The organism is Pseudomonas sp. SP16.1, assembly GCF_052682975.1.
Map to the genome: position 1 here is coordinate 784,436 of NZ_JBQYFZ010000001.1, position 24,300 is coordinate 808,735.

Genomic DNA, 24,300 nt, shown 5'->3' on the forward strand with positions numbered 1-24,300 from the left:
TAAATAGCAAGGACTAATTACGCCTTTCTGTCGTACGCCGGCTGTAGGGTGTCGCGGCCCCGCGACACCCTACGGACAGGCACTGCTCAATGGGCGGGCGAAGCCTGTGCCTGTTCCTGCGGCTCGGCATCCGGCTTGGCCAGCAGGCTGTAGACGCAGGGCAGGACGAACAGGGTGAACAGCGTGCCGACGCTCATCCCGGTGGCGATCACCAGGCCGATGTCGAAGCGGCTCACCGCGCCGGCGCCGCTGGCGAGGATCAGCGGCACCATGCCGAACACCATCGCCGCGGTGGTCATCAGCACCGGGCGCAGGCGAATCGCCGCCGCTTCCTCGATGGCCTCGCGCAGCTGCAGGCCCTTGTCGTGGCGCAGCTGGTTGGCGAACTCGACGATGAGGATGCCGTGCTTGCTGATCAGGCCGATCAGCGTCACCAGGCCGACCTGGGTGTAGATGTTCATGGTCGAGAAACCGAGGAAGATCGGCACCAGCGCGCCGCAAATCGACAGCGGCACGGTGACCAGGATCACCAACGGGTCGCGGAAGCTCTCGAACTGCGCGGCCAGCACCAGGAAGATGATCGCCAGGGCCAGGGCGAAGGTGACGAACAGCGCGCTGCCTTCCTGGATGTACTGCCGCGAGGCACCGGCATGGTCGAAGCTGTAGCCGCGCGGCGCTTCCTCACGGGCGATAGCGGTGATGGTGTCGATCGCCTCGCCCTGGCTGACGATCGGCACGCCTTCGATGATCGCCGAGTTGAGCTGCTGGAACTGCTTGAGCTTGGTCGGCCGGGCGCGGTCGCTGAGGCTGATCAGGGTGCCCAGCGGCACCATGACGCCGGCCTCGCTGCGCACGTGGTAGTTGTCCAGCCAGCCCGGGTTGTCGCGGTAGGCACGTTCGACCTGGGCGATCACCTTGTAGCTGCGCCCGTCGATGGTGAAACGGTTGATCTCGCCCTCGCCGAGCAGGCTGGCCAGGGTGACGCCGAGATCCTCCATGGACACACCCATCTGCGCGGCCTTCTCGCGGTCGATGTCGACCACGATTTCCGGCTTGTCGAAGGCCAGGTCAATGTTGAGGAAGGCGAACTTGCCCGATTCCAGCGCGCGCGCCTTGATCCGTTCGGCTACCTGCAGCAGCGACTCGTAGTCGTTCGGCGTGTTGACCACGAACTGGAACGGCAGGCCCTCGCCGGTGCCGGGCAGCGACGGCAGGTTGAAGCCGAAGATCTGCAGGCCGGGAATATGGTTGAGCCGCGCCTGCACCTCGGGAAGGATCTCCATCTGCGTGCGTTCGCGTTCGTTCCACGGCGTCAGCAGGAAGCCGCCGATGCCCGACTGCACGCCGTCGAAGCCGTTGATCTGGAACGACGAGTAGTACTCGGGGAAGGTCTTGAAGATCCCGACGAACTGGTCGGTGTAGGCATTGACGTAGTCGAGGTTGGTCGGCTGCGGCGCGTTGGCGAAGAGGAACACCACGCCCTGGTCCTCCTCGGGCGCCAGCTCGCTCTCGGTGAAGCTGAGCAGCACCGGGATCAGCGCCATGACGATCAGGCCGAACACCACCACCACCGGGCGGGTGTTGAGGGTGCCGTGCAGCATCTTCTGGTAACGCTGCTTGAGCCGGTCGAAGATCAGGTCCAGGCGATGGGCCAGACCCGAGGGATTCTCGTCGTGACGCAGCAGCTTGGCGCACATCATCGGCGACAGGGTCAGGGCGACTATGCCGGAGATGATCACCGCGCCGGCCAGGGTCAGGGCGAACTCCTTGAACAGCGCGCCGGTCAGGCCTTCGAGGAAACCGATGGGGGCGTACACCGCGGCCAGGGTGATGGTCATCGACACCACCGGCACGGCGATCTCGCGCGCGCCCTCGATGGCGGCGTCGAACGGTGTCCTGCCCTCCTCGATATGGCGGTGGATGTTCTCCACCACGACGATGGCGTCGTCCACCACCAGGCCGATCGCCAGCACCATGGCCAGGAGGGTCAGCAGGTTGATCGAGTAGCCCATCAGCTGCATGAAGAACAGCACGCCGATCATCGACAGCGGGATGGTGATCACCGGGATCAGCACCGAACGCAGCGCGCCGAGGAACAGGAACACCACGACGATGACGATCAGCACCGCCTCGATCAGGGTCTTGACCACCTCGTCGATGGAGGCCTGGATGAACAGGGTGGCGTCATAGGCGATGGCCACCTTGAGGTTCGGCGGCAGCTGGGCTTCCAGCTCGGGGAGGATGCCGCGCACTTCCTTGATCACGTCCAGCGGGTTGGCGCTCGGCGTGCCCTTGATGGCGATGTACACCGAGGGGATGCCGTCGAAGGAACTGATCGAGTCGTAGTTCTCCGCGCCCATCTCCACCCGGGCGATGTCGCGCACCAGCACGCGGGTATCGCCGAGGGTCTTCACCGGAATCGCGCCGAAGGCCTCGGCCGACTTCAGGTCGGTGCTGGCGTTGATGCTGGTGACCACGTACTGGCCCTTCACCTCGCCGGCGGCGGAGAGGAAGTTGTACTTGCGCACCGCCTCATTGAGGTCGCCGGCGGTGACGCCGTAGGCGGCCATCTTCACCGGGTCCAGCCACAGGCGCATGGCGAACACCTGGTTGCCGAGGATCTGCGCCTCGGCCATGCCGGGCAGGGTGGCCAGCTTGGGCTGGATCACCCTGGAGAGGTAGTCGGTGATCTGCGGGTTGGACAGCTCGTCGCTGTAGAAGCTGACGTACATCAGCGCCGAGGCGTCGGCTGCCTCCTTGGACAGCACCGGGTCTTCGGCGTCCTGCGGCAGCTGGTTCTTCACCTCGTTGGCCTTGGCCAGCAGCTCGGTGAACAGGCGGTCGGTGTCGGCGCCGATGCGCGCGTAGATGGAGATGGTCGACAGGTTCTGCTGGCTCGACGAGGTCATGTAGTCGATGCCTTCGGCGCTGGCCAGGCTCTGCTGCAGCGGCTGGGTGATATAGCCCTGGATGGTCTCGGCGTTGGCCCCGGGGTAGGCGGTGGTCACCGTGATCAGGGCGTTCTCCATCTGCGGGTACTGACGGATGCTCAGCTTGCCGAAGGCCTGGAAGCCGAGCAGGACGATCAGCAGGCTGACCACTGTGGCCAGCACCGGACGGCGGATAAAAGGATCGGTAAAAGCCATAAGGATTTCCTTGGCTGTTGTCATCCGTAGGAGCTGGCATGCCGGCGAGATCTGGCTTGGGGCAGATCGCCAGCGGGCTGGCTCCTACGCGCGTTGACGGGTCAGTTCGCGTCTAGTTGCAGCGCCGGATCTTCGACCAGCTCGACATGGGCGCCGTTGTCCAGCTTGAGCTGGCCGGAGGTGACCACCTGTTCGCCGGCTTGCAGCCCTTTGACTATTACCACTCGGCCGGCACGGCGTTCGCCGGTCTCGACGAAGCGCCGCTCGACCGTCAGCTGCGTCTTGCCCTCGGCATCCTTGGCCGGTTGGCCGTCCTCGTCCTGCTTTTCCTGCACCACGTACACCGAGTTGCCGTAGAGGGTGTAGGTGATGGCGGTTTCCGGCACCAGAATCTTTGGCTCGTCATCCGGCAGCAACACCTCGAGGTTGGCGAACATGCCCGGCAGCAGCTTCTCGTCCGGGTTGCTCAGGGTGGCGCGCACCTGCAGGTTACGGGTCTCGTTCTCCACCTTGGGGTTGAGCGCGGCGATCCGGCCCTCGAAGGTCTCGCCCGGGTAGGCGGCCACGCCGACTAGCACGCGCTGGCCGACCTGCAGCAGCGGCGCGCGCTGTTCGGGCAGGAAGAAGTCGACGTGCAGGCGCGACAGGTCCTGCAGGGTGGCGATGGCGGCGCCGGGCGAGAGGTAGTCGCCGGTGTCCACCTGGCGGATGCCGATGGTGCCGGCGAAGGGTGCGAGCACGCGCTTCTTGTCCAGTTGCGCCTTGAGCTGGGCGACCGTGGCCTCGGCCTTGAGCAGCTCGGCGTTGAGGCGGTCGAACTCGCTCTTGGAGATGTTCTGCCGGTTCACCAGGCTGCGGCCGCGCTCGAATTCGACCCGCGCCAGGCTGCGCACCGCCTCGGCGGTGGCCAGGTTGGCGCGTTCCACTTCGCTGTCGAGCTGGATCAGCGGCTGGCCGAGCGTGACCTTCTGCCCGGACTCGAACAGCACTGCGCTGACGATGCCTTCCACCTCGGCGGACAGGTCGACGCCCTGGAAGGCCTTGAGCGTGCCGATGGCCGGCAGGCGACCCTGCCAGGGCTGCTGCTCGGCCTGTGCGGCGGAGACGCTGATGGCCGGCTGCGGCGCCGAGAACATCTGGATCTGCTGGTAGATGGAGAGGCCTTTGTAGGCGGCAAGGGCGAGCACCACGACGAGTACCACGCCGAGCATGATGAGCATGCGACGGAGCAACATATTCCGTTTCCTTGGCAGACAGGTAGGGCCTGGGAATAGGCAAGACAGGCACCTTAGTGCCAGAGTCGGACGCTGTCAAAACCCTGTTCGAGCGGTGATTGCAGGGTGCTGGCACTTCCCTGTGCCAGCTGTTGCGGGTGCTATGAACCCAGGCGGCGGGTCACCTCGCCGAGCTGCCCGGACAGGCCATGCAGGTTGTCGCTGGCGGCCTGGGTGCGTTCGACGTTGTCCTGGTTGGCACTGGCGATGGCGGTCAGCTCGGTGAGGTTGCGCGAGATGTCCTCGGCTACCGAGGTCTGCTCCTCGGCGGCGGTGGCGATCTGCCGGTTCATGTCGCGGATCGCCTCCACCGCGGCGGTGATGCGCTGCAGCATGGCGCCGGCCTCGGTGACCTGGGTCACGCCCTGCTCGCTGCGCTGCTGACCGCTCTCGATGGCGCGCACGGCATTCAGCGCGCCGGTCTGCACGGTGTCGATGATCTGGTTGATCTCGGCGGTGGATTCGGCGGTGCGCTGCGCCAGGGTGCGCACCTCGTCGGCCACCACGGCGAAGCCGCGGCCCTGTTCGCCGGCGCGCGCCGCCTCGATGGCGGCGTTGAGCGCCAGCAGATTGGTCTGCTCGGCGATGCCGCGGATCACTTCCAGGACCTTGCCGATGCGTCCGCTGTCGGCCTCCAGGCGGCGGATCACCTCGGCGGTGTTGGCGATCTCGCCGCGCATGTCGGTGATGGTGGCGATGGTCGATTGCATCACCTGGCCGCCCTGGCGCGCCGAATCGTCGGCATCATTGGCCGCTTGCGCCGCCTCGGCGGCATGCCGCGCCACTTCCTGGGCGGTGGCGGACATCTCGTGCATGGCGGTGGCGACCTGATCGGTGCGCTGGAACTGCTCGTTGACGCCCTCGCTCATGCGCGAGGCGATGGCATTGAGCTCGCCGCTGGCGCCGTCCAGATCGCTGCTGCTGCGGTGCAGACGCTCGCTGGTGTCGGCGAGGAAATCGCGCAGGGTATTGGCGGCGCGCGCCAGCAGGCCCAGTTCGTCCTGACGGCTGCTGTCGACCCGTTGCGCGAACTGGCCATGGCTGAGCTGGTCGACGTGGCCGATCAGATGGCGGATGGGATTGATCAGGTTGCGGTTGACCAGCCACAGGCCGAGTAGGCCGATCACCAGCGTGGCGGCGAGCATCAGCAGGGTGCCGGCGAGGATGGTGCGCTCGGCATCGGCGTTGATCCGCTCGGCCTGCGCGAGGCTCTGCGCGCGCAGTTGCCCGACCAGCGCGCTCATCTGTTCGCTGGCCGCGCGGTCGATGCCCTTGACCGCGGCATCGCCGGCCTGGGCATCGGCGCCGGCGGCGACGAAGGCGTCGCGGCCCTTGCGGTAGTTGGCGCCCAGGCTCTGGTGCTCGCTGCGCAGGCGCTCGACCTGGGCGCGCAGCGCCGGATCGCTGCCGGCGATCTGGCTCAGCCGGCCGAGGGTCTCCTGCACCTTGCGCTCCTGCGCCTCGAACTGGCCCCAGTAGCGCTCGAGGTTGGCGCTGTCCCGACCGCGCAACAGCACGTTCTTCCATTCCTGCACCTGGATCTTGAACTCGACGTTGGCGGCGTCGATCAGCCGCGAGGCCTCCAGCGGGCCGTCGAGCAGGCCGCGATAGGACTGCAGGCCGCCGGAGAGGAAAGTGAAGCAGGCCAGCGCGGTGATCAGGATCAGCGCCAGGCTGCCGCCGAGTAGAGCGAGGATCTGCGCGCGCAGGGATTTTTGCAGCATGGACGTCACGCCTCGGAAATTGGAATGGACAGGTGTTGGCCGGATATCCCTTTCCGTTGGCCGGTCATGCGGAGGCCCGGCCCTTAGCGGCATTTGATAACAGTTTGATGACATAAATATGTCAGTGAGCGCGGGCGCGCCGTGCGCACCTGCCGAGCGTTCGGCGGATCGTTGCGGTGCGCGCGGCGTATTCTACGTCAGGCCAGGCGCAGGTGGTTGTCCCACAGCCCGGCCGGCAGCTCCAGCGCCTTGGCATTGATGCGCTCGCCGCGGCAGTCGTACAGGCGGCAGCGGCCCTGGCCGGAGCTGACCACGAAGCCCTCCGCCAGCGCGCCGACCCCGGCGCAGTCGGCCAGCGGCACGTCCAGGCGTACTTCGGCGCTGTCCAGGTCCCAGATGAAGAAGCGGTTGCCGCGCGGGGCGGTCAGCGCCAGCAGACGCAGCTCGCTGTGGATCGCCAGGCTGGCGGTGTACTGGTGCATCGCCAGGCGCTGCGCCTCGCCCAGGGGGAAGGGCTGGAAGGCCTGGCCGGGACGCTTGATCGCCAGTAGCGGTGCCGCATCCTGGCTGTCGCCCATATATTGCTGGCCGCTGACCACCGTGCCGTCATCGGCCACGGCCAGGTGGCGCACGCTGTTCTGCCGCTCGGCCAGGCGCTCGCGGCTGAGCAGGCTGCCGTTGCGGCGCATCAGCACCAGGCTGGCATCCATGGCGTCGAGGTTCATCTCCACCCGGCTCTCGGCCTCGGTACGGATGCCGCCGTTGGCCACCACCAGGGTTTCGCCGTCGGGCATCCACAAAAGCTGGTGCGGGCCGACGCCGTGGGTGGAATGCTCGTCGGCGCGCGCCAGGCGCTCGCCCTGCAGGCGGTAGACACCGAGCACGCCGCGACCGGGCTCGCGGGTGTCGTTCTCGGTGGCGTACAGCCAGTCGCCGCCCTGGTGGAATACCGCGTGGCCGTTGAAGTGACGGCCGGCCGGCGTGGCCAGGGTCTGCAGCAGGCGGCCGTCGCGGGTGTCGATCAGGTAGCTCGCGGTGCTCGGGCGGCGGCCGACGAACAGCGCCAGCGGCAGTCTGGGGTGCGGCACCACGTCGTGGCAGCGCTCGGCTACCTGCGTGGCGAAGGCGCGCGTGCCGTCGAGCCTGAAGCCGACCGCGTAGTGGCGGCCGTCACCGTCGTCGCGGGCGGACAGCAGCAGCGGCTGGCCGTTCGGGCCGAACAGGGTCCAGCCGGCGAAGGCGCCGGTTGCGGCGCCTGCGCCGAGCAGCGCGCCCAGGCCGAGCAGGGTTCTGCGTTGCATGTCAGTCCCCGTCGTGGGCGTTGAAGCCGATCTGCACGCCGAGGGCCTTGGCCAGCTCGCCTTCCTGCAGGCGGTGCAGGCGATTCAGGCTGTCGTACAGCTCGTTGAGGCTGGTGCGCCCGGCTTGGTCGGCGAGCAGTTCGCCCAGCGGCCGCTCCAGCGCCGCCACGCGCTGGCGGGTGTCCTGGTAGGCGGCGTCGATGCGGCCCGCCAGTTCGGCCTGATCCTTGCCGAGCAGCGCCTGCAGGCCGTCCTGGTTGCTGCCGTGCCACAGTTGCTCGGCCGTGGCCAGGGCGGCGCCGAGGTTGGCCAGGCTGGCGGCGCTGCGCCAGGCCTCGGCCTGGTAGGGCTGGGGAATGCCCTTGCTCTGCCGGCCCATGGGCGCGCCGAGCTTCTTCTTCAGGCCGTCGAGGGCACTGACCTGCACGCGCAGCAGTTCGGCGATGGCCTCGTTGGCGTCGGCATAGCGCTCGTTGGGGAAGCTCTTCAGCTGGGCGGCCATGCCCTGTTCGGCCTGCCACTCGCCGAGGATCTCGCCGGCCAGAGCCTGCTGGTGATTGCCTATGGCCTGCAGCAGCGGGCAGTAGCGGGTTTTCTGCTCGGCCTGGGCCAGATCCAGGCGGGGGTCGAACAGCAGGTACTCGTAGGCGCTCAGGCCCTGCACCACCACGCTGGCGCTTTCCACGTCGGCCTGGCTCAGCTGCGGCTTGTTCTTCAGCAGAGCCTCGACCTGGCGCTGCACCAGGTTCTTCTTGTCCGGCCAGAACTGGATCTGCCAGGCGCGATTGCCTTCGGCCAGCGGCCCGACCAGCAGCGGCTGCAGCCCGGCCCAGGCGCTCTGCGCGCCGAGGAAGGCCTGGCGCGCGGCGGGCAGGTCGGCTTCGCCGGCGCAGAAGGCGGCGGCGCTGGCGGCGAGTTGGCGGTCGGCCTCGTGCCAGCTGTTGTAGGCCGGCAGCAGCACGCCGTCGGCCAGCGCCGCGGCGACCTTGGCCGCTGGTTCCTGCTGGCCGCAGCCGACCAGGACCAGGCCGAGCAGAGAGGCGATCAGGCTCTTGTGCAACATGTCGGGCTCCTTATAGGGAATTGAGAAAGGCGAGCAGCGCGGCGCGCTCCTCGACGTTGAACTGCAGCACCTGCTGTTTGGCCGCCTCGGCTTCGCCACCGTGCCAGAGGATGGCTTCCAGCAGGTCGCGCGCGCGACCGTCGTGGAGGAACTGGGTGTGGCCGTTGACCCTCTGCGTCAGGCCGATACCCCACAGCGGCGCGGTGCGCCATTCGCGGCCGCTGGCGAGAAATTCCTCGCGGCCGTCGGCCAGGCCCTCGCCCATGTCGTGCAGCAGCAGGTCGCTATAGGGACGGATCAACTGGCCTGCCAGTTCCGGTTCGGCGGCCTCGGCAGCGGTGGTGAAGCTGGGCGTGTGGCAACGCTGGCAGCCGGCCTGGTGGAACAGGTTCTTGCCTGCGAGCACGGCGGGCGAGTCGACGTCACGACGCGCCGGCACGCCGAGGTTGCGGCTGTAGAACAGCACGCTGGCGAGGATGCTGTCGCTGACCTCCGGCGCGCCGCCGTGGGGCGCGGCGAGGCAGTCGGCCTGCGCGGCGGTGCAGTTGTCGCGGTCAATTAGCGAGCTGGTCAGGCCCATGTCATTGGCGAAGGCGTCGGCGTTCTGCTGGTTGAGGTTGGGTTGGCCGGCTTTCCAGCCGAAGCGTCCGAGCACGCTGTGTTGTCGCTCGCGATCCCAGACCCTGTTGGCGCGACCGGAGATGCCGTCACCATCGGCATCCTCGGGGTCGGCATTGGCGAGGATATCCGCTTCGGCGATGGCCTCGAGCAGGCCCAGGCCGATCATCGGCGGCGCCACCCGCACCGAGAAACGGGTGTCCGGGTGCAGCGGGCCATGACCGAGCTGGCTGATCGCCAGTTCGGGCTGGCGCAGCTCCACCACGCTGCCGTCGGCGAAGCGCACCGGCACGCTGCGGTAGCTCAGGCGCACCTTGCCTTCGGGCGCTACGCCGGGGTTGGCCATGTCCTGCAGCTGGGTGCCGTAGGTGGGCTCGGGAATCACCCCCAGGCGCTCGATCAGCTCGGGCTGGGCCGGGTCGTGGGGCAGCGATAGGCGCACCAGCAGCGAGGCGGCGCTGCTGGCATCGGGCGCCGGCGGGTGGCCGCGGCCGTCCTTGATGTGGCAGTTCTGGCAGGCGTTGGTGTTGAACAGCGGGCCGAGGCCGTCGCGCGCAGTGGTGGTGGCCGGGGCCACGACCCAGGGGTTGCGGAAGAAGCTGTTACCCACGGCGAAGTCCAGGCGCCGGCTCGGCGCCAGGTTGGCCGCGGGCATGGAGAAGGCGTTGTGGTCGTACTGGCGCACGCTGGCGGCACCGGCCGAGAGCGCTTCGCTGGGCTCGGCGGCGGTGAAGCGCGGTTGCTGATCACAGGCCGCCAGGGCGAGAGCCAGCAGGGGCAGCAAACGGCGCGGGAACGGCGACATCGAAGAGTCCGGAGCTAAAAGACGAGGGCGCCAAGCTTAGCAGCCTAACGGAACTTAAATAAGATGGATTAGCGTTTCTTTGGCGGGACAAAAGGTCGCGCAAGGCTGTCTTGTAGCGCGGATGCAATCCGGGAGTCGGGTGCCGGACTGCCTCGGATTGCATCCGGGCTATGGCCTGTCGCTTGTGTCCAAACGCCCACAAAAAACCGGCGTCCCTTGCGGAAGCGCCGGTCTGTGCGGCTACCGGTGCGATCAGAACTGGTGATCGGCGGTATCCGGGTTGAGGTCGGCGATGCCCAGCTTGCCGGCGGCCTGTTCGATGGCGCCGGTCTGCTTGACCAGGGCGGCGATGGCGTCGCGTACCAGCTGCTGGCCTTCGGCGTTGTCGGCGGCGATCAGCTGATCGAAGTGCACGTCGTTCTTCTCGGCGCTGTCCACCAGCTTCTGCAGCGCGGCCTCGCTGGCCTGCAGGTCGGCCTTGAGGGTGGCGTCGGCCTGGGCGTCGACCTTGGCGACCAGCTCTGCCAGGCTCGGGCCGCTCAGGGTGCTGCCGTCGACCTTCTGGTACTCGCCCAGGTAGACGTTGCGGATGCCCTTGCCATTGTAGAAATGCGAGTTGTGGGTGTTGTCGCTGAAGCAGTCGTGCTCGTCCTCGGTGGAGTTGGCCTCCAGGGCGACCTTCATGCGTTCGCCGGCCAGCTCGCCGAGCGACAGGCTGCCCATGCCGAACAGCATCTTGCGCAGGCCGTTCTCGGCCGAGTCGGCCAGCAGCTGGCTGCGATAGTTGCCTTCGACGCCGTCTTTCCACTGCTCGACCATGCTGTCCAGATCGCTGACCAGCAGCTCGGTGGCAGCCTTCAGGTAGGCGCGACGGCGCTCGCTGTTGCCACCGGTGGCGCCTTCGCCGACCAGGTAGTCGGTGTAGGGACGCTCGCCGGCGCCCGGCTCAGTGCCGTTGAGGTCCTGGCCCCAGAGCAGGAACTCGATGGCGTGGTAGCCGGTGGCGACGTTGGCTTCGGAGCCGCCCAGCTCGTTCAGGCTGGCCAGCAGTTCGCCGTTGATCTCGGTCACGTCGACCTTGTCCTCGCCGATTTGGATCTCGGTATGGGCGACGATGTTGGCCTGCGCGCCGGGGTTGCCCAGGGCGTGCTGGTAGTCGGTGGCGACGTAGTCGATCAGGCCTTCGTCCAGCGGCCAGGCGTTGAGCTGGCCTTCCCAGTCGTCGACCACGGCGTTGCCGAAGCGGAACACCTCGGTCTGCATGTAGGGCACGCGCGCGGCCAACCAGGCCTGCTTGGCAGCCTTCAGGGTGTCTTCGCCGGGGTTGGCGAGCAGGGCATCGATGGCGCCCTGCAGGGCCTTGCCGGTGCTGGCGGCGTCGCTGAACACAGCCAGGGCCAGATCCGCATAGTGGCCAACCACGGCCTTGGCCGCCGCCTCGTCGACCTTGGCGGCAGCTGCCGGAGCGGTGCTCTCGGTGCTGGCTGCCGGGGCCGCCGCTTGGGTGGCGGGCGCTTGGTCGTCGCCGCAACCGGCGAGGGAAATGGCGATGGCCAGCAGGCTGGCGGAAGCCAGGGGCATACGAATCATGACGTGGTCCTTTGCGTGTGCGGATGTGGATGGTACGCAGGCGTACCTGTAAAACCGCAACATAATGCAAATGTTTCGCATTATGTGTAAAGGCCATTATGCGTCCTGTGCGGGATATCGCTGCCGGCGGCGCACGGCTGCCGTTAGAATGCGGCACCGATTCGCAGTTCTGCATGGAGAAAACTGCATGAGCCTGACCGCCGTGATCCTGATCGTCGTCCTCGTCCTCCTGGGCGCCTACGCGGTGTCGCTGTACAACGGCCTGGTGCGTCTCAAGCACGGGGTGAGCAAGGCCTGGTCGAACATCGACGTGTTGCTCAAGCAGCGTCACGACGAGCTGCCCAAGCTGGTGGAGACCTGCAAGCAGTACATGCAGTACGAAGGCGCCACCCTGGAGCGGGTGATCGCCGCACGCAGCGCCGTGGCCAGCGCCCGCGAGCAGCACGACGTCGGCGCCCTGGGCAAGGCGGAAAGCGGCCTGCGCGCCGGACTCGGTCAGCTCTTCGCTCTGGCCGAGAACTACCCGGAGCTCAAGGCCAACGACAGCTTCCAGCATCTGCAGCAGCGCATCAGCGGATTGGAGAACGGCATCGCCGACCGCCGCGAGCTGTACAACGAGGCGGTCAACCTCAACAACGTGCGCATCGAGCAGTTTCCTGACGTGATCCTGGCTCGCCTGTTCGCTTTCCAGGCCGCCGAACTGCTGGTATTCAGCGACGCCGAGAAGGCCGACGTCGACCTCAAGTCGCTGTTCAGCTGAGACGATGGAAGGCGATATCGGCGGCCTGCTGATCGCCCTGGGGTTCAGCCTGGGTGCCTGCCTGGGCGGTGGCTGGTGGTGCCTGCGACGCTGGTCGCAGGCGCGCCATCTGCTGGACACGCCGACTTCGAAGATCCGCTCGGCGGCGCAGGGCTATGTCGAACTCTACGGCGTGCTGGAGGAGCTGCCCGAGGCGACCGTGCGCGGCCCGCTGACCGGCAAGCCCTGCCTGTGGTGGCGCTTTCGCATCGAGGAGCACCAGTCCAGCGGCAAGAAGCGCAGCTGGCGGGTGATCGAAAGCGGTAGCAGCGATGCCTGGCTGCGTCTGGTCGACGGCACCGGCGAATGCCTGATCGACCCGCGCGGCGCCGAGGTGCGGCCGCTGGTGCGCGAGGTCTGGCAGGGCAACCTGCGCCATCCGCTGGGGCCGGCCAAGACCGGCCTGCTGGGCTTTCTCAGCAGCGGCAAGCGCTACCGCTACTGCGAGGAACGTTTTCACGTCGGCCAGCCGCTGTATGCCATCGGCGATTTCCGCACCTCCGGCGGCGGCCAGCAGGGGCTCGACCTGCACAGCGCGCAGGGTCAGGTGATCCGCGAGTGGAAGGGCGACTACGCCGGGCTGCTGCGGCGCTTCGACAGCGACGGCAACGGCGAGCTGGACGAGCGCGAGTGGGGCCGCGTGCGCCTGGCCGCGCAGCTGGAGGCGGAGAATCGCCATCGACGCAGCAGCGCCGAGCCTGCGCGGCACAAGATGGCCAGGCCGGGCGAGGCGCGTCCCTTCATCCTGTCCAATGCCGGCGAGGACGAGCTGGCCCGCGGCTTCTACTGGCAGGCGGCGGCTGGCGCTGCGCTGTGCCTGGTGGGCGCTTTGGCCACCGCCTGGCTGCTGGGCGTGCGGCATTTCTGAAGCGTGCAGGGTGGCCTGGGGCCCGGATGCAATCCGGGGAACGCGGCCCCCGGATTGCGTCCGGGCTACAGCACTGGGGCGCGCCGGTTCAGAGCGTGGCCGGATTGCTGGCGGCGGCGCTGAGGCGGCGGGCCTGCTTGAGGAACAGGGTCAGCTCGCGCGCCGGCAGCGGCTTGCTGTACAGGTAGCCCTGACCCTCGTGGCAGCCCTGGGCGATGATGTAGGCCTCCTGCTCGGCGGTCTCCACGCCCTCGGCGATCACCTGCATGCCCAGGCTCTTGCCGAGCTGGATGATGGCGCGAACGATGGTCGCGTCGTCCTCGTCTTCCAGCAGGTCCTGAACGAAGCTCTTGTCGATCTTGATCTTGTCCAGCGGCAGGCTCTTGAGGTAGCTCAGCGAGGAATAGCCGGTACCGAAGTCGTCGATGGCGATCAGCGCGCCCGAGCGGCGCAGGCTGAGCAGGTGCTGGGCGGCGGTGCTGATGTCCTCCATCAGGCCGGTTTCGGTGACTTCCAGTTCCAGGCTCCTGGACGGCAGGCGGTAGACCTGCATCAGGTTGTTGACCACCCGCGGCAGCTCGGCATGGTGCAGTTGCACGGTGGACAGGTTGATGGCCATGCGCAGGTCGCTGAAGCCCTGGTCGTGCCACTCGCGCAACTGGCGGCAGGTCTGGTCGAGAACCCATTCGCCGATGGCGATGATGGTGCCGTTCTGTTCCGCCAGCGGGATGAACAGGTCCGGCGCGACGAAGCCGTGCTGCGGGTGCTGCCAGCGCAGCAGCGCCTCGACGCCGACCACCCGGTGGTCGCGGTAATCCACCTGTGGCTGGTAGACTAGGTGCAGCTGGTTCTGCCCCAGCGCCTCGCGCAGGTCCTTCTCCAGCTCACGGCGGCGGCGCATCTCGCTGTCGACGCTGGCGATGTAGAACTGATAGCGATTGCGCGAGCGGCTCTTGGCCAGGGTCATGGTCTGCTCGGCCTTCTGCAGCAGCTTCTCGGTGCTGTCGCCATCCTCGGGGAACAGGGTGATACCGATGGTGGCGCGCAGACGCACCTGGTGCTGATCGACGATGAACGGCTGCTCCAGGTCGTCGAGCACGCTCTGTGCCAGTTCGGCAGCTTCGTAGGGCTGCTCGATATCGGCCTGGATCAGGGCGAACTGGTCACCGCCGAGACGGGCCAGGGCGCCGAGACGCCCGCTATGGCTGCGCAGGCGGTCGGACAGCGCCAGCAGCAGCTGGTCGCCGCTCTGGTAGCTGAACTGCTCGTTGATGCCCTTGAAGTCGTCCAGGCCGACGCACAGCACGGCGACGCGGCGCTGCAGACGGCCGGCATCCTCGAGGATCTGGTCGAGTTGCTGCTGCAACTGCTGGCGGTTGGGCAGGCCGGTGAGGAAATCGTACTGGGCCATGCGCAACAGGCTGTTCTCGGCTTCGCGACGCAGATGGGTGTTGCGCTCGATGGAGGCCAGCAACTGGTTGGCGGTGTTGATCCACAGGCCCAGCTCGTTCTTCTCGTTGCCCTTGAGCATCGGCAGTTTGTGTTCGCTGGGGCGATCGGGATTGATGGTGGTCAGGTGCTCGATGATCTTCGACAGCGGTTTGGTCAGCAGCCAGTGATAGACCAGGTACAGCACCAGGCCCATGGCCAGAGCGCGCAGCACGCCGGAAACGAAGATCACCACCGAATTGGTGACGAAGCTTTCGCCATAGGGGGCGGTGTCGAGGGTGATGTCGAGATCGCCGTAGTATTCGCTGTAGGGGCCGCGGCCGACCAGCTTGGTGGAGTAGTGCTGCTCCTGGCCGAGGATTGGATCGGTCATCCAGCGCGTTGGCAGCTGGGTCAGCTCGCGGGTCTTCTCCGCCAGCATGGGTTCGTTGGGATGACCGATGGAGGCGTAGCGCACCGACTCGTGCTGGAACAGTCCCTCGATGACTTGCATGCCCATCTCGCGGTCGAGGCTGTAGACCGCCTGGGTCGAAGGGTCGCGGAACATGCCGAGGATGCGCTGGGCATCGTTGGCCACTGCCTGGCGCGTCTTGTAGGCATCGAAGACGATCTGCGCGCAGCTCAGTACCACCCCGACCACCAGAGCCGAGAGCAGCACCACACGGAGCAACTTGAGTGACAAGCTGTTCTTCAATTCCAGCTTCAAAGGCGTTTCCTTGTCGGGTCCGTGTACGTCAGTCCAGAGTATTGGCAATCTCGGGTTGGCCGTCAAAGGGCCATCATGCGTGCTGGCAGATTTTCCCTTGCGCGCCGCGATGGCGCCCAGCCACCTTGGCAACATGCATTGTGTCGGTGGGACGGCTGCGGACTTGAGAGCCGTTCGGCGTCCGGAGACTGGCACAGGACGAGCGGTCGGTTCGGGCGCCTGGCGGCCTGATCCGGGGGGAGCGGCGACTCGCTCGGGCGCGCGTGGCTCGAGGACGGGCCGGCCGAGGTGGGGGCACGGCTGCGCCGGGCAGAAACGAAGAACCCGGCCGGGGCCGGGTTCTGCTGTTGCGGAGCCTGCGATCAGGCCGCGTAGTTCTGGGCGACGAAGTCCCAGTTGACCAGGTTCCAGAACGCCTCGACGTACTTAGGACGCAGGTTGCGGTAGTCGATGTAGTAGGCGTGTTCCCAGACGTCGCAGGTCAGTAGCGGGGTGTCGCCGGAAGTCAGCGGGCAGCCGGCGCCGATGGTGCTGGCCAGGGCCAGGGAGCCGTCGGCCTTCTTCACCAGCCAGCCCCAGCCGGAGCCGAAGGTGCCGATGGAGACCTTGCTGAACTCTTCCTTGAACTTGTCGAAGGAGCCGAAGGCGGCGTTGATGGCATCGGCCAGGGCGCCGGTGGGCTGGCCACCGCCGTTGGGCGACAGGCAGTTCCAGTAGAAGGTGTGGTTCCAGACCTGCGCGGCGTTGTTGAAGATGCCGCCGGAGGAGGTCTTGACGATTTCTTCCAGGCTCTTGCCTTCGAACTCGGTGCCCGGCACCAGGTTGTTCAGGTTCACCACGTAGGTGTTGTGGTGCTTGTCGTGGTGGTATTCCAGGGTTTCCTTGGAAATGTGCGGCTGCAGGGCGTCATGGGCGTACGGCAGTGGCGGCAATTCGAAAGCCATGGTGTATCTCCTACTCAGGTCGTGTGCGGTATGCGCAAAAGGCCGATCACGGGCGGCCTTAACGGCAGGCTGTTGACAGCCTGCGAGCGGCGTGGAGTTTGTACTCTTTGCGCCGCAGGCTCGGGATCATAGCACCGCCCCCAGGGCATAACCACGCAGCTTCTGTGTGGAAAAGCCGGCGGCGCTCAAGGTTCGACCACGGCCGGCGCGCAGCGTTTCTCTACAGTGCTCCGGCTTTCTTCCAGGCCAGGTAATTGCTGACCAGCTCGGGGCCCAGTTCGTCGGGGCGGGCGTCGAGCACCGGCACGTTCTGGGCGGCCAGGCGTTCGAGCAGGTCGGCGCGGGCGTTGAGGTAATCCAGGGTGCCGCAATAGGCCAGCGCCTGTTCGAACTGCTGCACCGGCTGCTGGCGCAGGCGATCGAGCACTTCCTCGCGCAGGCTGGCGATCAGCACGCGGTGCTGGCGCGACAGGCGCCTGACCGCGGCGAGCAGGTCCTGGTCGTCCTCGTCGCGCAGGTTGGTCACCAGCACCACCAGGGCGCGGCGGCGCTGGCGGGCCAGCAGGGCGTCGGCGGCGGCGCTGAAGTCGGCCGGCTGCTGGCTGGTGTTCAGGTCGTAGACGGTATTGAGCAGCACGTTGAGCTGGGCCGGACCCTTGACCGGCGCCAGATAGCGCGGCTGGTCGCCGGCGAAGGTGGCCAGGCCCACCGCGTCGCCCTGGCGCAGGGCCACGTAGCTGAGCAGCAGGCAGGCGTTGAGGGCGTGGTCGAAGTGCGACAGCTCATCGTCCTGGCTGCGCATGCGCCGGCCACAGTCGAGCAGGAAGACGATCTGCTGGTCGCGTTCGTCCTGGTACTCGCGGGCGATGGGGGTGCGCTTGCGCGCGGTGGCCTTCCAGTCGATCTGGCGCAGGCTGTCGCCGTCGCGGAACTCGCGCAGCTGGTGGAACTCCAGGCCCAAGCCGCGACGCGGGCGCTGGCGCACGCCGAGCTGGCCGAGCCAGTCGTCCACCGCTTTCAGCTGGGCGCCGTAGAGGCGGGCGAAGTCGGGGTAGACGCGACTTTCGCCGGGTAGCGCCTGCAGGCGCCTGGCCTGCCACAGGCGCAGCGGGCTGGGCAGCGCCAGTTCGCAGCGGGCGAAGTGGAAGTGTCCGCGCACCAGCGGTCTGAGGCGGTAGGCGAAACGTGTCTGCTGGCCGGGGCGCAGGGCGATGCGCTGCGGCAGGTGCTCGAACGCCATGCCCTCGGGCACATGGTCGAACACCTCGATTTCCTGCGTCTGGGCGAAATCGTGATGAGCGATCAGTTGCACCTCGCTCCAACGCCCGAGCGGCAGATTGCCCGGCAGCACGCGTTCGAGGCGCGGCGAGGGCTGGCGGCGCAGCCACAGGGCATCGACCGCGGCGACCAGCAGCAGGGCCAGCAGCAGGCCCCAGGCCAGCGGCATCAGGCTGGCGGTCAGGCGAATGCCGAGCAGGAGCAGGGCGCCGAGTAGCACGGCGGCGGCGAACAGGCCGCCGAGCAACCCGAGGAGCAGGCGCGAGGGTTTCATAGACGCGGCGCCGGCACCTGGTCGAGCAGTTGTTGCAGCACCTGGTCCACCGACAGGCCTTCGATATCCAGCTCCGGCGCCAGGCGCACGCGGTGGCGCAGCACGGCCAGGGCGCAGCCCTTGATGTCGTCGGGCAGGACGAAATCGCCGCCGCGCAGCAGGGCGCGGGCGCGGGCGCCGCGCACCAGGGCGATCGAGGCGCGCGGCCCGGCGCCTAGGGCCAGGCCCGGCCAGCTGCGGGTGGCGCGGGCCAGGCGCACGGCGTAGTCGAGCACCTGGTCGTCGAGCGGCAGGTCGCTGGCGATCTTCTGCAGCGCCAGCACGTCCTTGGCCTGCAGCAGGGTGCGCAGCGGGCTGACGTCGAGCATGTCGGCCCGGGCCGAGCGGGTCACCTGGCGCACCATGCTCAACTCTTCGTCCTGCTCCGGATAGTCCATGCGCAGCTTGAGCATGAAACGATCCAGCTCGGCTTCCGGCAGCGGGTAGGTGCCTTCCTGCTCGATGGGGTTCTGCGTCGCCAGCACCATGAACGGCGCCGGCACCGCCAGCGCGCGGCCTTCCAGGGTCACCTGGCGTTCCTGCATCACCTCCAGCAGCGCGGCCTGGGTCTTGGCCGGGGCGCGGTTGATCTCGTCGGCCAGCAGCAGGTTGGTGAACACCGGGCCCTTGCGCAGCTTGAACTGCTCACTCTGCATGTCGTACACGGCGTGGCCGGTGACGTCGCTGGGCATCAGGTCGGGGGTGAACTGGATGCGCGCGAACTCGCCACCGAAGCAGCGCGCGAGGGCGCGCACCAGCAGGGTCTTGCCGAGGCCGGGCACGCCTTCCACCAGCACGTGGCCGCCGGCGATCAGCGCGGTGAGCACGTCGTCGATCACCGCGCCCTGGCCGATCACCGCCTTGCGCAGCTCGGCGCGCAGGGCCTGGGCCAGGGAGCTGGCGCGCTGGCGTTGCTGCGCCTGCGGATGGCTCGGGGCGGCGGCCGGGACTTCGCCGGCCGGCGCGTTTTCGATATCGGGCGTCTGTTCGCTCGTCATAGGGCATTCCTGAGAGTTTGCAGGTGGGCGACCTGGCGGGTGAAGTCGCTGGCGGAGAGGCGCTGCGGCGGCAGCGGGCGCATGGCCTGGCTGATGTCCCTGGCCGGCAGGCGGGTCAGGCGACCGAGCACCTGCCACTGTTCGGCCACGGCGAGCCTGTCGAAGCCGGGATGACGGCGCCGCGCGCGGCGCTTGATGTCCTGTTGCAGGCCCTGCAGCAGGCTGTGCTGGCCGTTGCGCCGGAGCAGGAAGTCGGCGCTGCCGCGCAGGTGCTCCTCCAGCTGTCGGCGAGCGCGGCTGGCGGGGGCCTGCAGCGGACCCTGGCGCATGCCGAAGTGCCACAGGGCGGCGACGATCAGCAGCGCCAGCACCGCCAGCGCCAGCGGGAAATGGCGCAGCAGCAGGCTGGCCAGGTCGGCGCGTTCGGCGTGATAGAGCAGGCTCACCGCGCTGTCCTGGGCCAGATACCAGAGCAGCCAGGCGTGGTCGTACTGGTCGATACTGCGGTTCTGCCAGATCCACGGATCGCTGAGCACGGTGATCAGGCCGTCGCCGTGGTACAGCTGCAGCAGGTGGGTGGCGGCATCGCTGTTGGCCCAGGCGTGGGCGCGGTTCTGTGCGTCGAAGAGGTGAAAGTCGGTGTCGAAGGCGATATAGGCCGGTGCCTGCTCGTTCTCCAGGTAGAGCTTGGTCAGGTCCGGGTAGGGCTCGCCATCGCCATTGATCTCGTCGTCCTCGGCCGCTTCCTCCTCGTCCAGCTCGTCGCTCATGTACTGCTGGATGCCGAGCAGATCGAGCAGCAGGTCGCCGCTCCTGCCTTCCTCTTCGTTCCACAGGCGTTCGGCGATGAACAGCAGGTGGCCGCCATTGGCCGTCCATTGCAGCAGCCGTTCCACCTGGCGCGGGGTCATGTTGCCGCGGTCGGCCAGCAGCATCAGGGTCTGGCCCTGGCTGGGCAGGCCGTCGAGCACCTCCAGGCCGTCGGCGCGGCGCGCCTCGATGCCCTGCCGGCGCAGGAAGTGTTCGGCGGCGAGATAGGGGCTGCTGGCGACCTCGGGCGCCGGGCCATGCTCGGCCACCTCCTCGTAGGGCTCGAGCTTGCCCAGCAGGTAGCTGGCGAGCAGGCCGAGCACCAGCGCCAGGCCCAGACCCAGGAGCAATCCGGCGCGCCGCGTCATGCGCTGCGCTCCGCGCCGAACAGCTCGCGCCAGCCCTGGCACAAGCCCTGGCGCAGGGTGTCGGCGGGCAGGCGGTGACCATAGGCCAGCGCCTGCCAGTGACCGGTGAGCCGACGGCTGTAGACTGCCAGTTCCTCCTGCTGCAGGGCCTCGACCAACTGCAGCACTTCGCCTTCGGTGTGCGACTGCTTCAGCGGCAGTCGGTAGTCATGCAACAGGCGGCTGAGCAGGGCGCGGTAGAGCAGGCCGAGGGCGGCGCGCGGCTGCTCGGCCCAGAGCCGTTCGGCCGCGCCGGCGACGTCGTCGGGCAGGCTCTCCGGCGCCAGTTCCAGACCGAACAACTGATCCGGCGGCGGTACCCTGCGCCGGCTCGGCAGGCCGAGGCGTTCGCCGAAGGTCTGCAGCCACTCGCGGTAGCGCCACAGGACGAATACCAGCAGGATGGCCAGAGCGGCCCACAGCAGGACCTCGAAGACCTGCGCGACGATATCCAGACTCTTCCACCATTTGCCGAGCCTGATCAGGTTCTTGAGCATCTCCAGCAGGGCTTGCAGGTCCTCGGGATCGGCCTCCTGCGCCGGTTTCTCCTCGCCGAAGCGCCAGCGGGTGACGGTTTCGCGGTGCTCGAACGGCGGCTCGTCGAGCAACGCCTCGATGTCGGCGCGCGCCGCCTGGCTGGTCAGCGGCTGCTGCAGCAGGCGCGGCGCATCCGGGCCCTGCGCGTCGGTCTGGGCGCCGGCCGCCGGCGCCGAGTCGGCCCAGGCGGCGCCGGGCGGCTGGGTCAGCAGCAGGGCACAGCCCAGCAACAGGGCGTAGGCGCTGCCGGTCAGGCGCTGGCGCAGGCGGCGGAAGCTCAGCTCGATGTCCCAGGCTTCCAGGGCGGTGCGCCGGTTGAGATAGAGGCTGAAGCCGCAGGCGACATAGACCGGCTCCCAGACGATCAGCAGCAGCACGTAGAGCAGGTTGGACAGGTGCTCGAGCCACAGCCACTGGCCGGCGCTGGCGGCGATCAGGGTTTCCCAGCTCCAGTCCAGTTCCACCTGCTGCGGCAGCATCAGGTAGAACAGCGCGGCCAGGCCCATCCACAGGGCGATTTCCAGGTGCATGCCGACCAGGGTCAGCCAGGTGGCGGCGGCGCTGTCGCGCTGGCCAAGCACGACCAGGCGCCGGCTGCGCGCCTGGCCGGCGAGGCCTTCGAGCTGCAGCACCGGCAGGTCGAAGCTGCGCGTCGGGCTCAGCCGGCGCCAGGTCAGGCTGGCCAGCAGTTGTGGTTTCAGCAGGCGTGGCAAGACGCGCAGGGCCTGCCTGAGGCAGGGTGTGTTGCCGAACAGAGCCTGCGACAGGATATACAGCGGCAGCCGCTCGTAGGCCGGCTTGAGCCACCAGAAGACGAATACGGCCCAGCCCGGGTACTGCCAGAGCAGGGCGCAGAGCAGGGCGAACAGTGGCAGGGTGAGCAGCGCCCAACTGGCCATCAGCAGGCCTGCGTGGCGGCGGGCGAGCAGCACGCCGAGGTCGATCGCTTCCCAGGCGCTGCGTGGGCGGATGGCGACGCTGGCTTCAGTCAGGCGCATGCTGTCTCCTTCCGGCCAGCAACAGGTAGCCGAGCACCAGCGTCCACAGTCCGGCGCCGACCGCGTACTTGATGGTCGGGCTGGCGAAGGTGGTGGACGACCAGAAAGCCTCGATAAAGGCCGCCAGCAGGAGGAACAGGATCACCCCGGCGACCAGTTGCACCGCCGTGCTCGCCGCCAGGCGCAGCGCTTCGCCGCGCGGCAGGCGGCCGGGGGCGAGCAGCGCCCAGCCGAGCTTGAGGCCGGCGGCGCCGGCCAGGGCGATGGAGGTCAGCTCGAAGGCGCCATGGCCGACGACGAAGGACCAGAAGGTCTCGCTGTAGCCGATGCGGGTCAGGTGGCCGGCCACGGCGCCGATCATCAGGCCGTTGAACAGCAGGAAAAACAGGCTGCCCAGGCCCAGCAGCAGGCCGCTGGCGAAGGTCTGAAAGGCGATGCCGATGTTGTTCATGATGTAGAAGCCAAACATCACCCAGTCGTCGCCGGCGTCGCGCTCGCCGAAGCGGCCGATGCGCCGCGCGTCGGGGTCGTACATTTTCTCCATCTCGCCGACCTGCTCGGGGGCGACCAGGCTGTAGATCAGTTCAGGGTACAGGTAGGTCAGGCCCCCCATCAGCGCCAGGCTGCCGAAGAACAGCAGGCAGGCGGCGCATACGCTGCGCCACTCGGCACGCACCAGACGGGGGAAACCACCGAACAGGAAGCGCACCAGTTGGGCGCCGAGGTGGCTGCGGTGGCGATAGAACTGCTGGTGGCCGCGCATCGCCAGTTGCTGCAGCTGCTCGATCAGGTGACTGCTGTAGCCGCGCGCCTGGGCCAGGGCCAGGTGCTGGCAGAGCCGGCGATAGTCGGCGGCGAAGCGGCTGCCGGCCTGCGTATCGGTCTTGCCTTTTTCCAGGGCCGCAAGCTGCGCAGCGAAGGCGTCCCAGTCGGTCTGGTGACGGCTCTCGAACAGGCTCTGCTTCATGGCGCGCTGCCCAGGAGGCCACGGGCGATGCCGTTCAGGCGCGCCTCGGCCTGCTCGCTCGGCACCTGCAGCGGTTCGGCGAGCAGGGCGGCGAGTTCGGCGCGGCGTGCGGCGGACAGCTGGCCGCCGCGTTCGGCGAAGCCGAGCAGGGCGCGCTGTTCGGCCAGGCTGAGCGGGAAGGGCGTCGGCAGCGGCTCGGCCTCCGGCAGCGGCGGGCGTGCCGGCGCCGCGTCGCGGTAGACCACCAGGGTGCCGGCGGCGATATCGCCGAGGCGCTTGAAGGCCGGATGATTTAGGCAGCTGAGGATGCCCAGGGTGTAGCCGAACGGCAGGATGTCGACGAAGCGCAGCAGGTTGCGCGTCAGCGAGGCGGCCCAGCCCACCGGTGTGCCGTCGTCGTGCACCACGCGCAGGCCGAGCAGCTGCTTGCCGGGCGAACGCCCCTGGTTGAGTACCTCGAACAGCACCATGTACCACCAGGTGACGAGAAACAGCAGGATGGTGGCCAGGCCCATGCCGAAGCGGCCGAGCAGGCCGAGGACGATGAACATCACCGCGAGGATCAGGCCGCGGATCGCCAGATCGATGGCGAAGGCCAGGGCGCGCGGCACCAGGCCGGCCGGGCGCAGCTGCAGGTCGATGCCTTCCGGCGTCTCGACCCGGTAGCGGGTGTCCAGGGGCGGCTGGCTGTGCGGGAGGCTGGCGCCTGAGGGTGAGGGCATCGGCGGACTGCATCAAGGAAAGCCCGATGCTAGCGAGCAGCGGGACAGCAACGCAACCGGGTCGATTGCTCGGCCCGGCGACAACTGCGGCGATTTACTGGGCGGGCGGCAGTACGCCGAAGATGGTGCGGTAGAGCACGCCCATGGCGATGACCATCAGCGGGATGCTCCAGACCAGGCCGATGCCCAGCGGGATGGCGCTGAGGATCACGATCACGCCGAGCAGCAGGAACAGGCCGAAGACCTTGAACCAGTGCTGACTGATGGCCTTGCGCGAGGCCTCCAGCGCCTGCCAGGGCGACAGGCCGCGCTCGACCACCAGCGGGATCGCCAGCAGGTAGGCCACGGCCAGGTAGATGCCGGGGAGTAGCAGCAGGAGCATGCCGAGGTAGATCAGCAGCATCATCACCACGGCGGTGATCACCAGCGGCACGGTGCGGCCGAAGTGGCTGAAGATCTCGTTGAAGCTGATCGGCTGGCCGGCGGCGCGGCGGATGCCGACCATGTTGATACCGGCCATGAAGGGGTAGGCCAGGGCCGAGGCCAACAAGGAAATCAGTACTTCCCCGACGAATACGGCGACCAGGCTTTCGCTGAGGGCGCCGAAGACGCCGACTATCCCGCCGAGGATGAAGGTGGCGGCCAGCAGCACCACGTAGAACACCAGGAAACCACCGATGACGATGCCCTTGGCGCCGCTGACCAGCGCCCAGGATTCGCTGAGCAGCGCACCGATGCTGAAGTCGTAACCGCGCGCCAGGGCCTGTTCGATGCTTGGCGCCTGATCGCCGACCGGTTGCTGCAGGTCGCTGACCGGGGCGGCGTAGGGATTGGGGGTGGCAGTGTCACTCATGGCGGCGTCCTTGTACATAGAGTGGAAAGGTGGCCATGCTAGTGCTACTGGCATTTGGCCTACAAGTGGCGCATGGCGGGGCGTGCGGCGCCTGTGCGCTGGTTCAAGCTTTGCCCGCGGCGATGCGTCT

The 24,300-nt window shown here is 67.9% G+C and carries 18 protein-coding genes; 2 read left to right on the forward strand and 16 right to left on the reverse strand.

Going from position 1 to position 24,300, the window contains the following annotated elements; all coding sequences use genetic code 11:
- Positions 1–86: 86 nt before the first annotated feature.
- From ACUTAF_RS03975 to ACUTAF_RS04005, 7 genes are all read right to left on the reverse strand, one after another.
- Positions 87–3,146, reverse strand: coding sequence for a multidrug efflux RND transporter permease subunit (locus ACUTAF_RS03975; RefSeq protein WP_445578754.1), 3,060 nt, complete (start codon positions 3,144–3,146; stop codon positions 87–89).
- A gap of 101 nt (positions 3,147–3,247) precedes the next feature.
- Complete coding sequence (locus ACUTAF_RS03980; protein ID WP_445578755.1) at positions 3,248–4,381, reverse strand: efflux RND transporter periplasmic adaptor subunit; 1,134 nt, start codon at positions 4,379–4,381, stop codon at positions 3,248–3,250.
- A gap of 140 nt (positions 4,382–4,521) precedes the next feature.
- The gene (locus ACUTAF_RS03985) at positions 4,522–6,144 is read right to left on the reverse strand and encodes a methyl-accepting chemotaxis protein (protein ID WP_445578756.1); all 1,623 of its coding nucleotides are present in this window, start codon (positions 6,142–6,144) and stop codon (positions 4,522–4,524) included.
- 197 nt (positions 6,145–6,341) lie between these two features.
- A complete protein-coding gene (locus tag ACUTAF_RS03990; RefSeq protein WP_445578757.1) occupies positions 6,342–7,445 on the reverse strand; it encodes a DUF1513 domain-containing protein in 1,104 nt (367 codons plus the stop codon).
- Between the two features lies 1 nt (position 7,446).
- Positions 7,447–8,508, reverse strand: a complete 1,062-nt coding sequence (locus tag ACUTAF_RS03995; RefSeq protein WP_445578758.1) for an imelysin family protein — start codon at positions 8,506–8,508, stop codon at positions 7,447–7,449.
- 10 nt (positions 8,509–8,518) lie between these two features.
- On the reverse strand, positions 8,519–9,931 hold the full coding sequence (locus ACUTAF_RS04000; protein ID WP_445578759.1) for a di-heme oxidoreductase family protein: 1,413 nt from the start codon (positions 9,929–9,931) through the stop codon (positions 8,519–8,521).
- A gap of 252 nt (positions 9,932–10,183) precedes the next feature.
- Positions 10,184–11,521 (reverse strand): imelysin family protein, encoded by a 1,338-nt coding sequence (locus tag ACUTAF_RS04005; RefSeq protein WP_445578760.1) that lies wholly within the window; start codon positions 11,519–11,521, stop codon positions 10,184–10,186.
- A 187-nt stretch (positions 11,522–11,708) separates the two neighbouring features.
- Between ACUTAF_RS04005 and ACUTAF_RS04010 the strand changes: the two genes are divergently transcribed.
- Positions 11,709–12,281 (forward strand): LemA family protein, encoded by a 573-nt coding sequence (locus ACUTAF_RS04010; protein WP_122107615.1) that lies wholly within the window; start codon positions 11,709–11,711, stop codon positions 12,279–12,281.
- Positions 12,282–12,285: 4 nt separating this feature from the next.
- Positions 12,286–13,188, forward strand: a complete 903-nt coding sequence (locus ACUTAF_RS04015) for a GIDE domain-containing protein (RefSeq protein WP_445578761.1) — start codon at positions 12,286–12,288, stop codon at positions 13,186–13,188.
- Between the two features lie 88 nt (positions 13,189–13,276).
- Here ACUTAF_RS04015 and ACUTAF_RS04020 read toward each other — a convergent pair whose 3' ends face one another.
- From ACUTAF_RS04020 to ACUTAF_RS04060, 9 genes are all read right to left on the reverse strand, one after another.
- The gene (locus ACUTAF_RS04020) at positions 13,277–15,343 is read right to left on the reverse strand and encodes a putative bifunctional diguanylate cyclase/phosphodiesterase (protein WP_445578762.1); all 2,067 of its coding nucleotides are present in this window, start codon (positions 15,341–15,343) and stop codon (positions 13,277–13,279) included.
- A gap of 362 nt (positions 15,344–15,705) precedes the next feature.
- Entirely contained in the window at positions 15,706–16,287 is a 582-nt protein-coding gene (locus ACUTAF_RS04025) for a superoxide dismutase (protein WP_445578763.1), read from the reverse strand.
- A 220-nt stretch (positions 16,288–16,507) separates the two neighbouring features.
- The gene (locus ACUTAF_RS04030; RefSeq protein ID WP_445578764.1) at positions 16,508–17,839 is read right to left on the reverse strand and encodes a DUF58 domain-containing protein; all 1,332 of its coding nucleotides are present in this window, start codon (positions 17,837–17,839) and stop codon (positions 16,508–16,510) included.
- On the reverse strand, positions 17,836–18,876 hold the full coding sequence (locus ACUTAF_RS04035) for an AAA family ATPase (RefSeq protein WP_445578765.1): 1,041 nt from the start codon (positions 18,874–18,876) through the stop codon (positions 17,836–17,838). The genes ACUTAF_RS04030 and ACUTAF_RS04035 overlap by 4 nt, the downstream gene beginning before the upstream one ends.
- Positions 18,873–20,054 carry a DUF4350 domain-containing protein gene (locus ACUTAF_RS04040; protein WP_445578766.1) on the reverse strand — a complete coding sequence of 394 codons (1,182 nt, stop codon included), beginning with the start codon at positions 20,052–20,054 and terminating at the stop codon, positions 18,873–18,875. Before ACUTAF_RS04040 ends, ACUTAF_RS04035 begins: the two co-directional genes overlap by 4 nt.
- Complete coding sequence (locus ACUTAF_RS04045) at positions 20,051–21,628, reverse strand: DUF4129 domain-containing protein (RefSeq protein ID WP_445578767.1); 1,578 nt, start codon at positions 21,626–21,628, stop codon at positions 20,051–20,053. Before ACUTAF_RS04045 ends, ACUTAF_RS04040 begins: the two co-directional genes overlap by 4 nt.
- On the reverse strand, positions 21,615–22,595 hold the full coding sequence (locus tag ACUTAF_RS04050) for a stage II sporulation protein M (protein WP_445578768.1): 981 nt from the start codon (positions 22,593–22,595) through the stop codon (positions 21,615–21,617). The genes ACUTAF_RS04045 and ACUTAF_RS04050 overlap by 14 nt, the downstream gene beginning before the upstream one ends.
- Complete coding sequence (locus ACUTAF_RS04055) at positions 22,592–23,317, reverse strand: RDD family protein (RefSeq protein ID WP_445578769.1); 726 nt, start codon at positions 23,315–23,317, stop codon at positions 22,592–22,594. Before ACUTAF_RS04055 ends, ACUTAF_RS04050 begins: the two co-directional genes overlap by 4 nt.
- Before the next feature lie 94 nt (positions 23,318–23,411).
- A complete protein-coding gene (locus ACUTAF_RS04060) occupies positions 23,412–24,170 on the reverse strand; it encodes a hypothetical protein (protein ID WP_445578770.1) in 759 nt (252 codons plus the stop codon).
- Between the last annotated feature and the right edge of the window lie 130 nt (positions 24,171–24,300).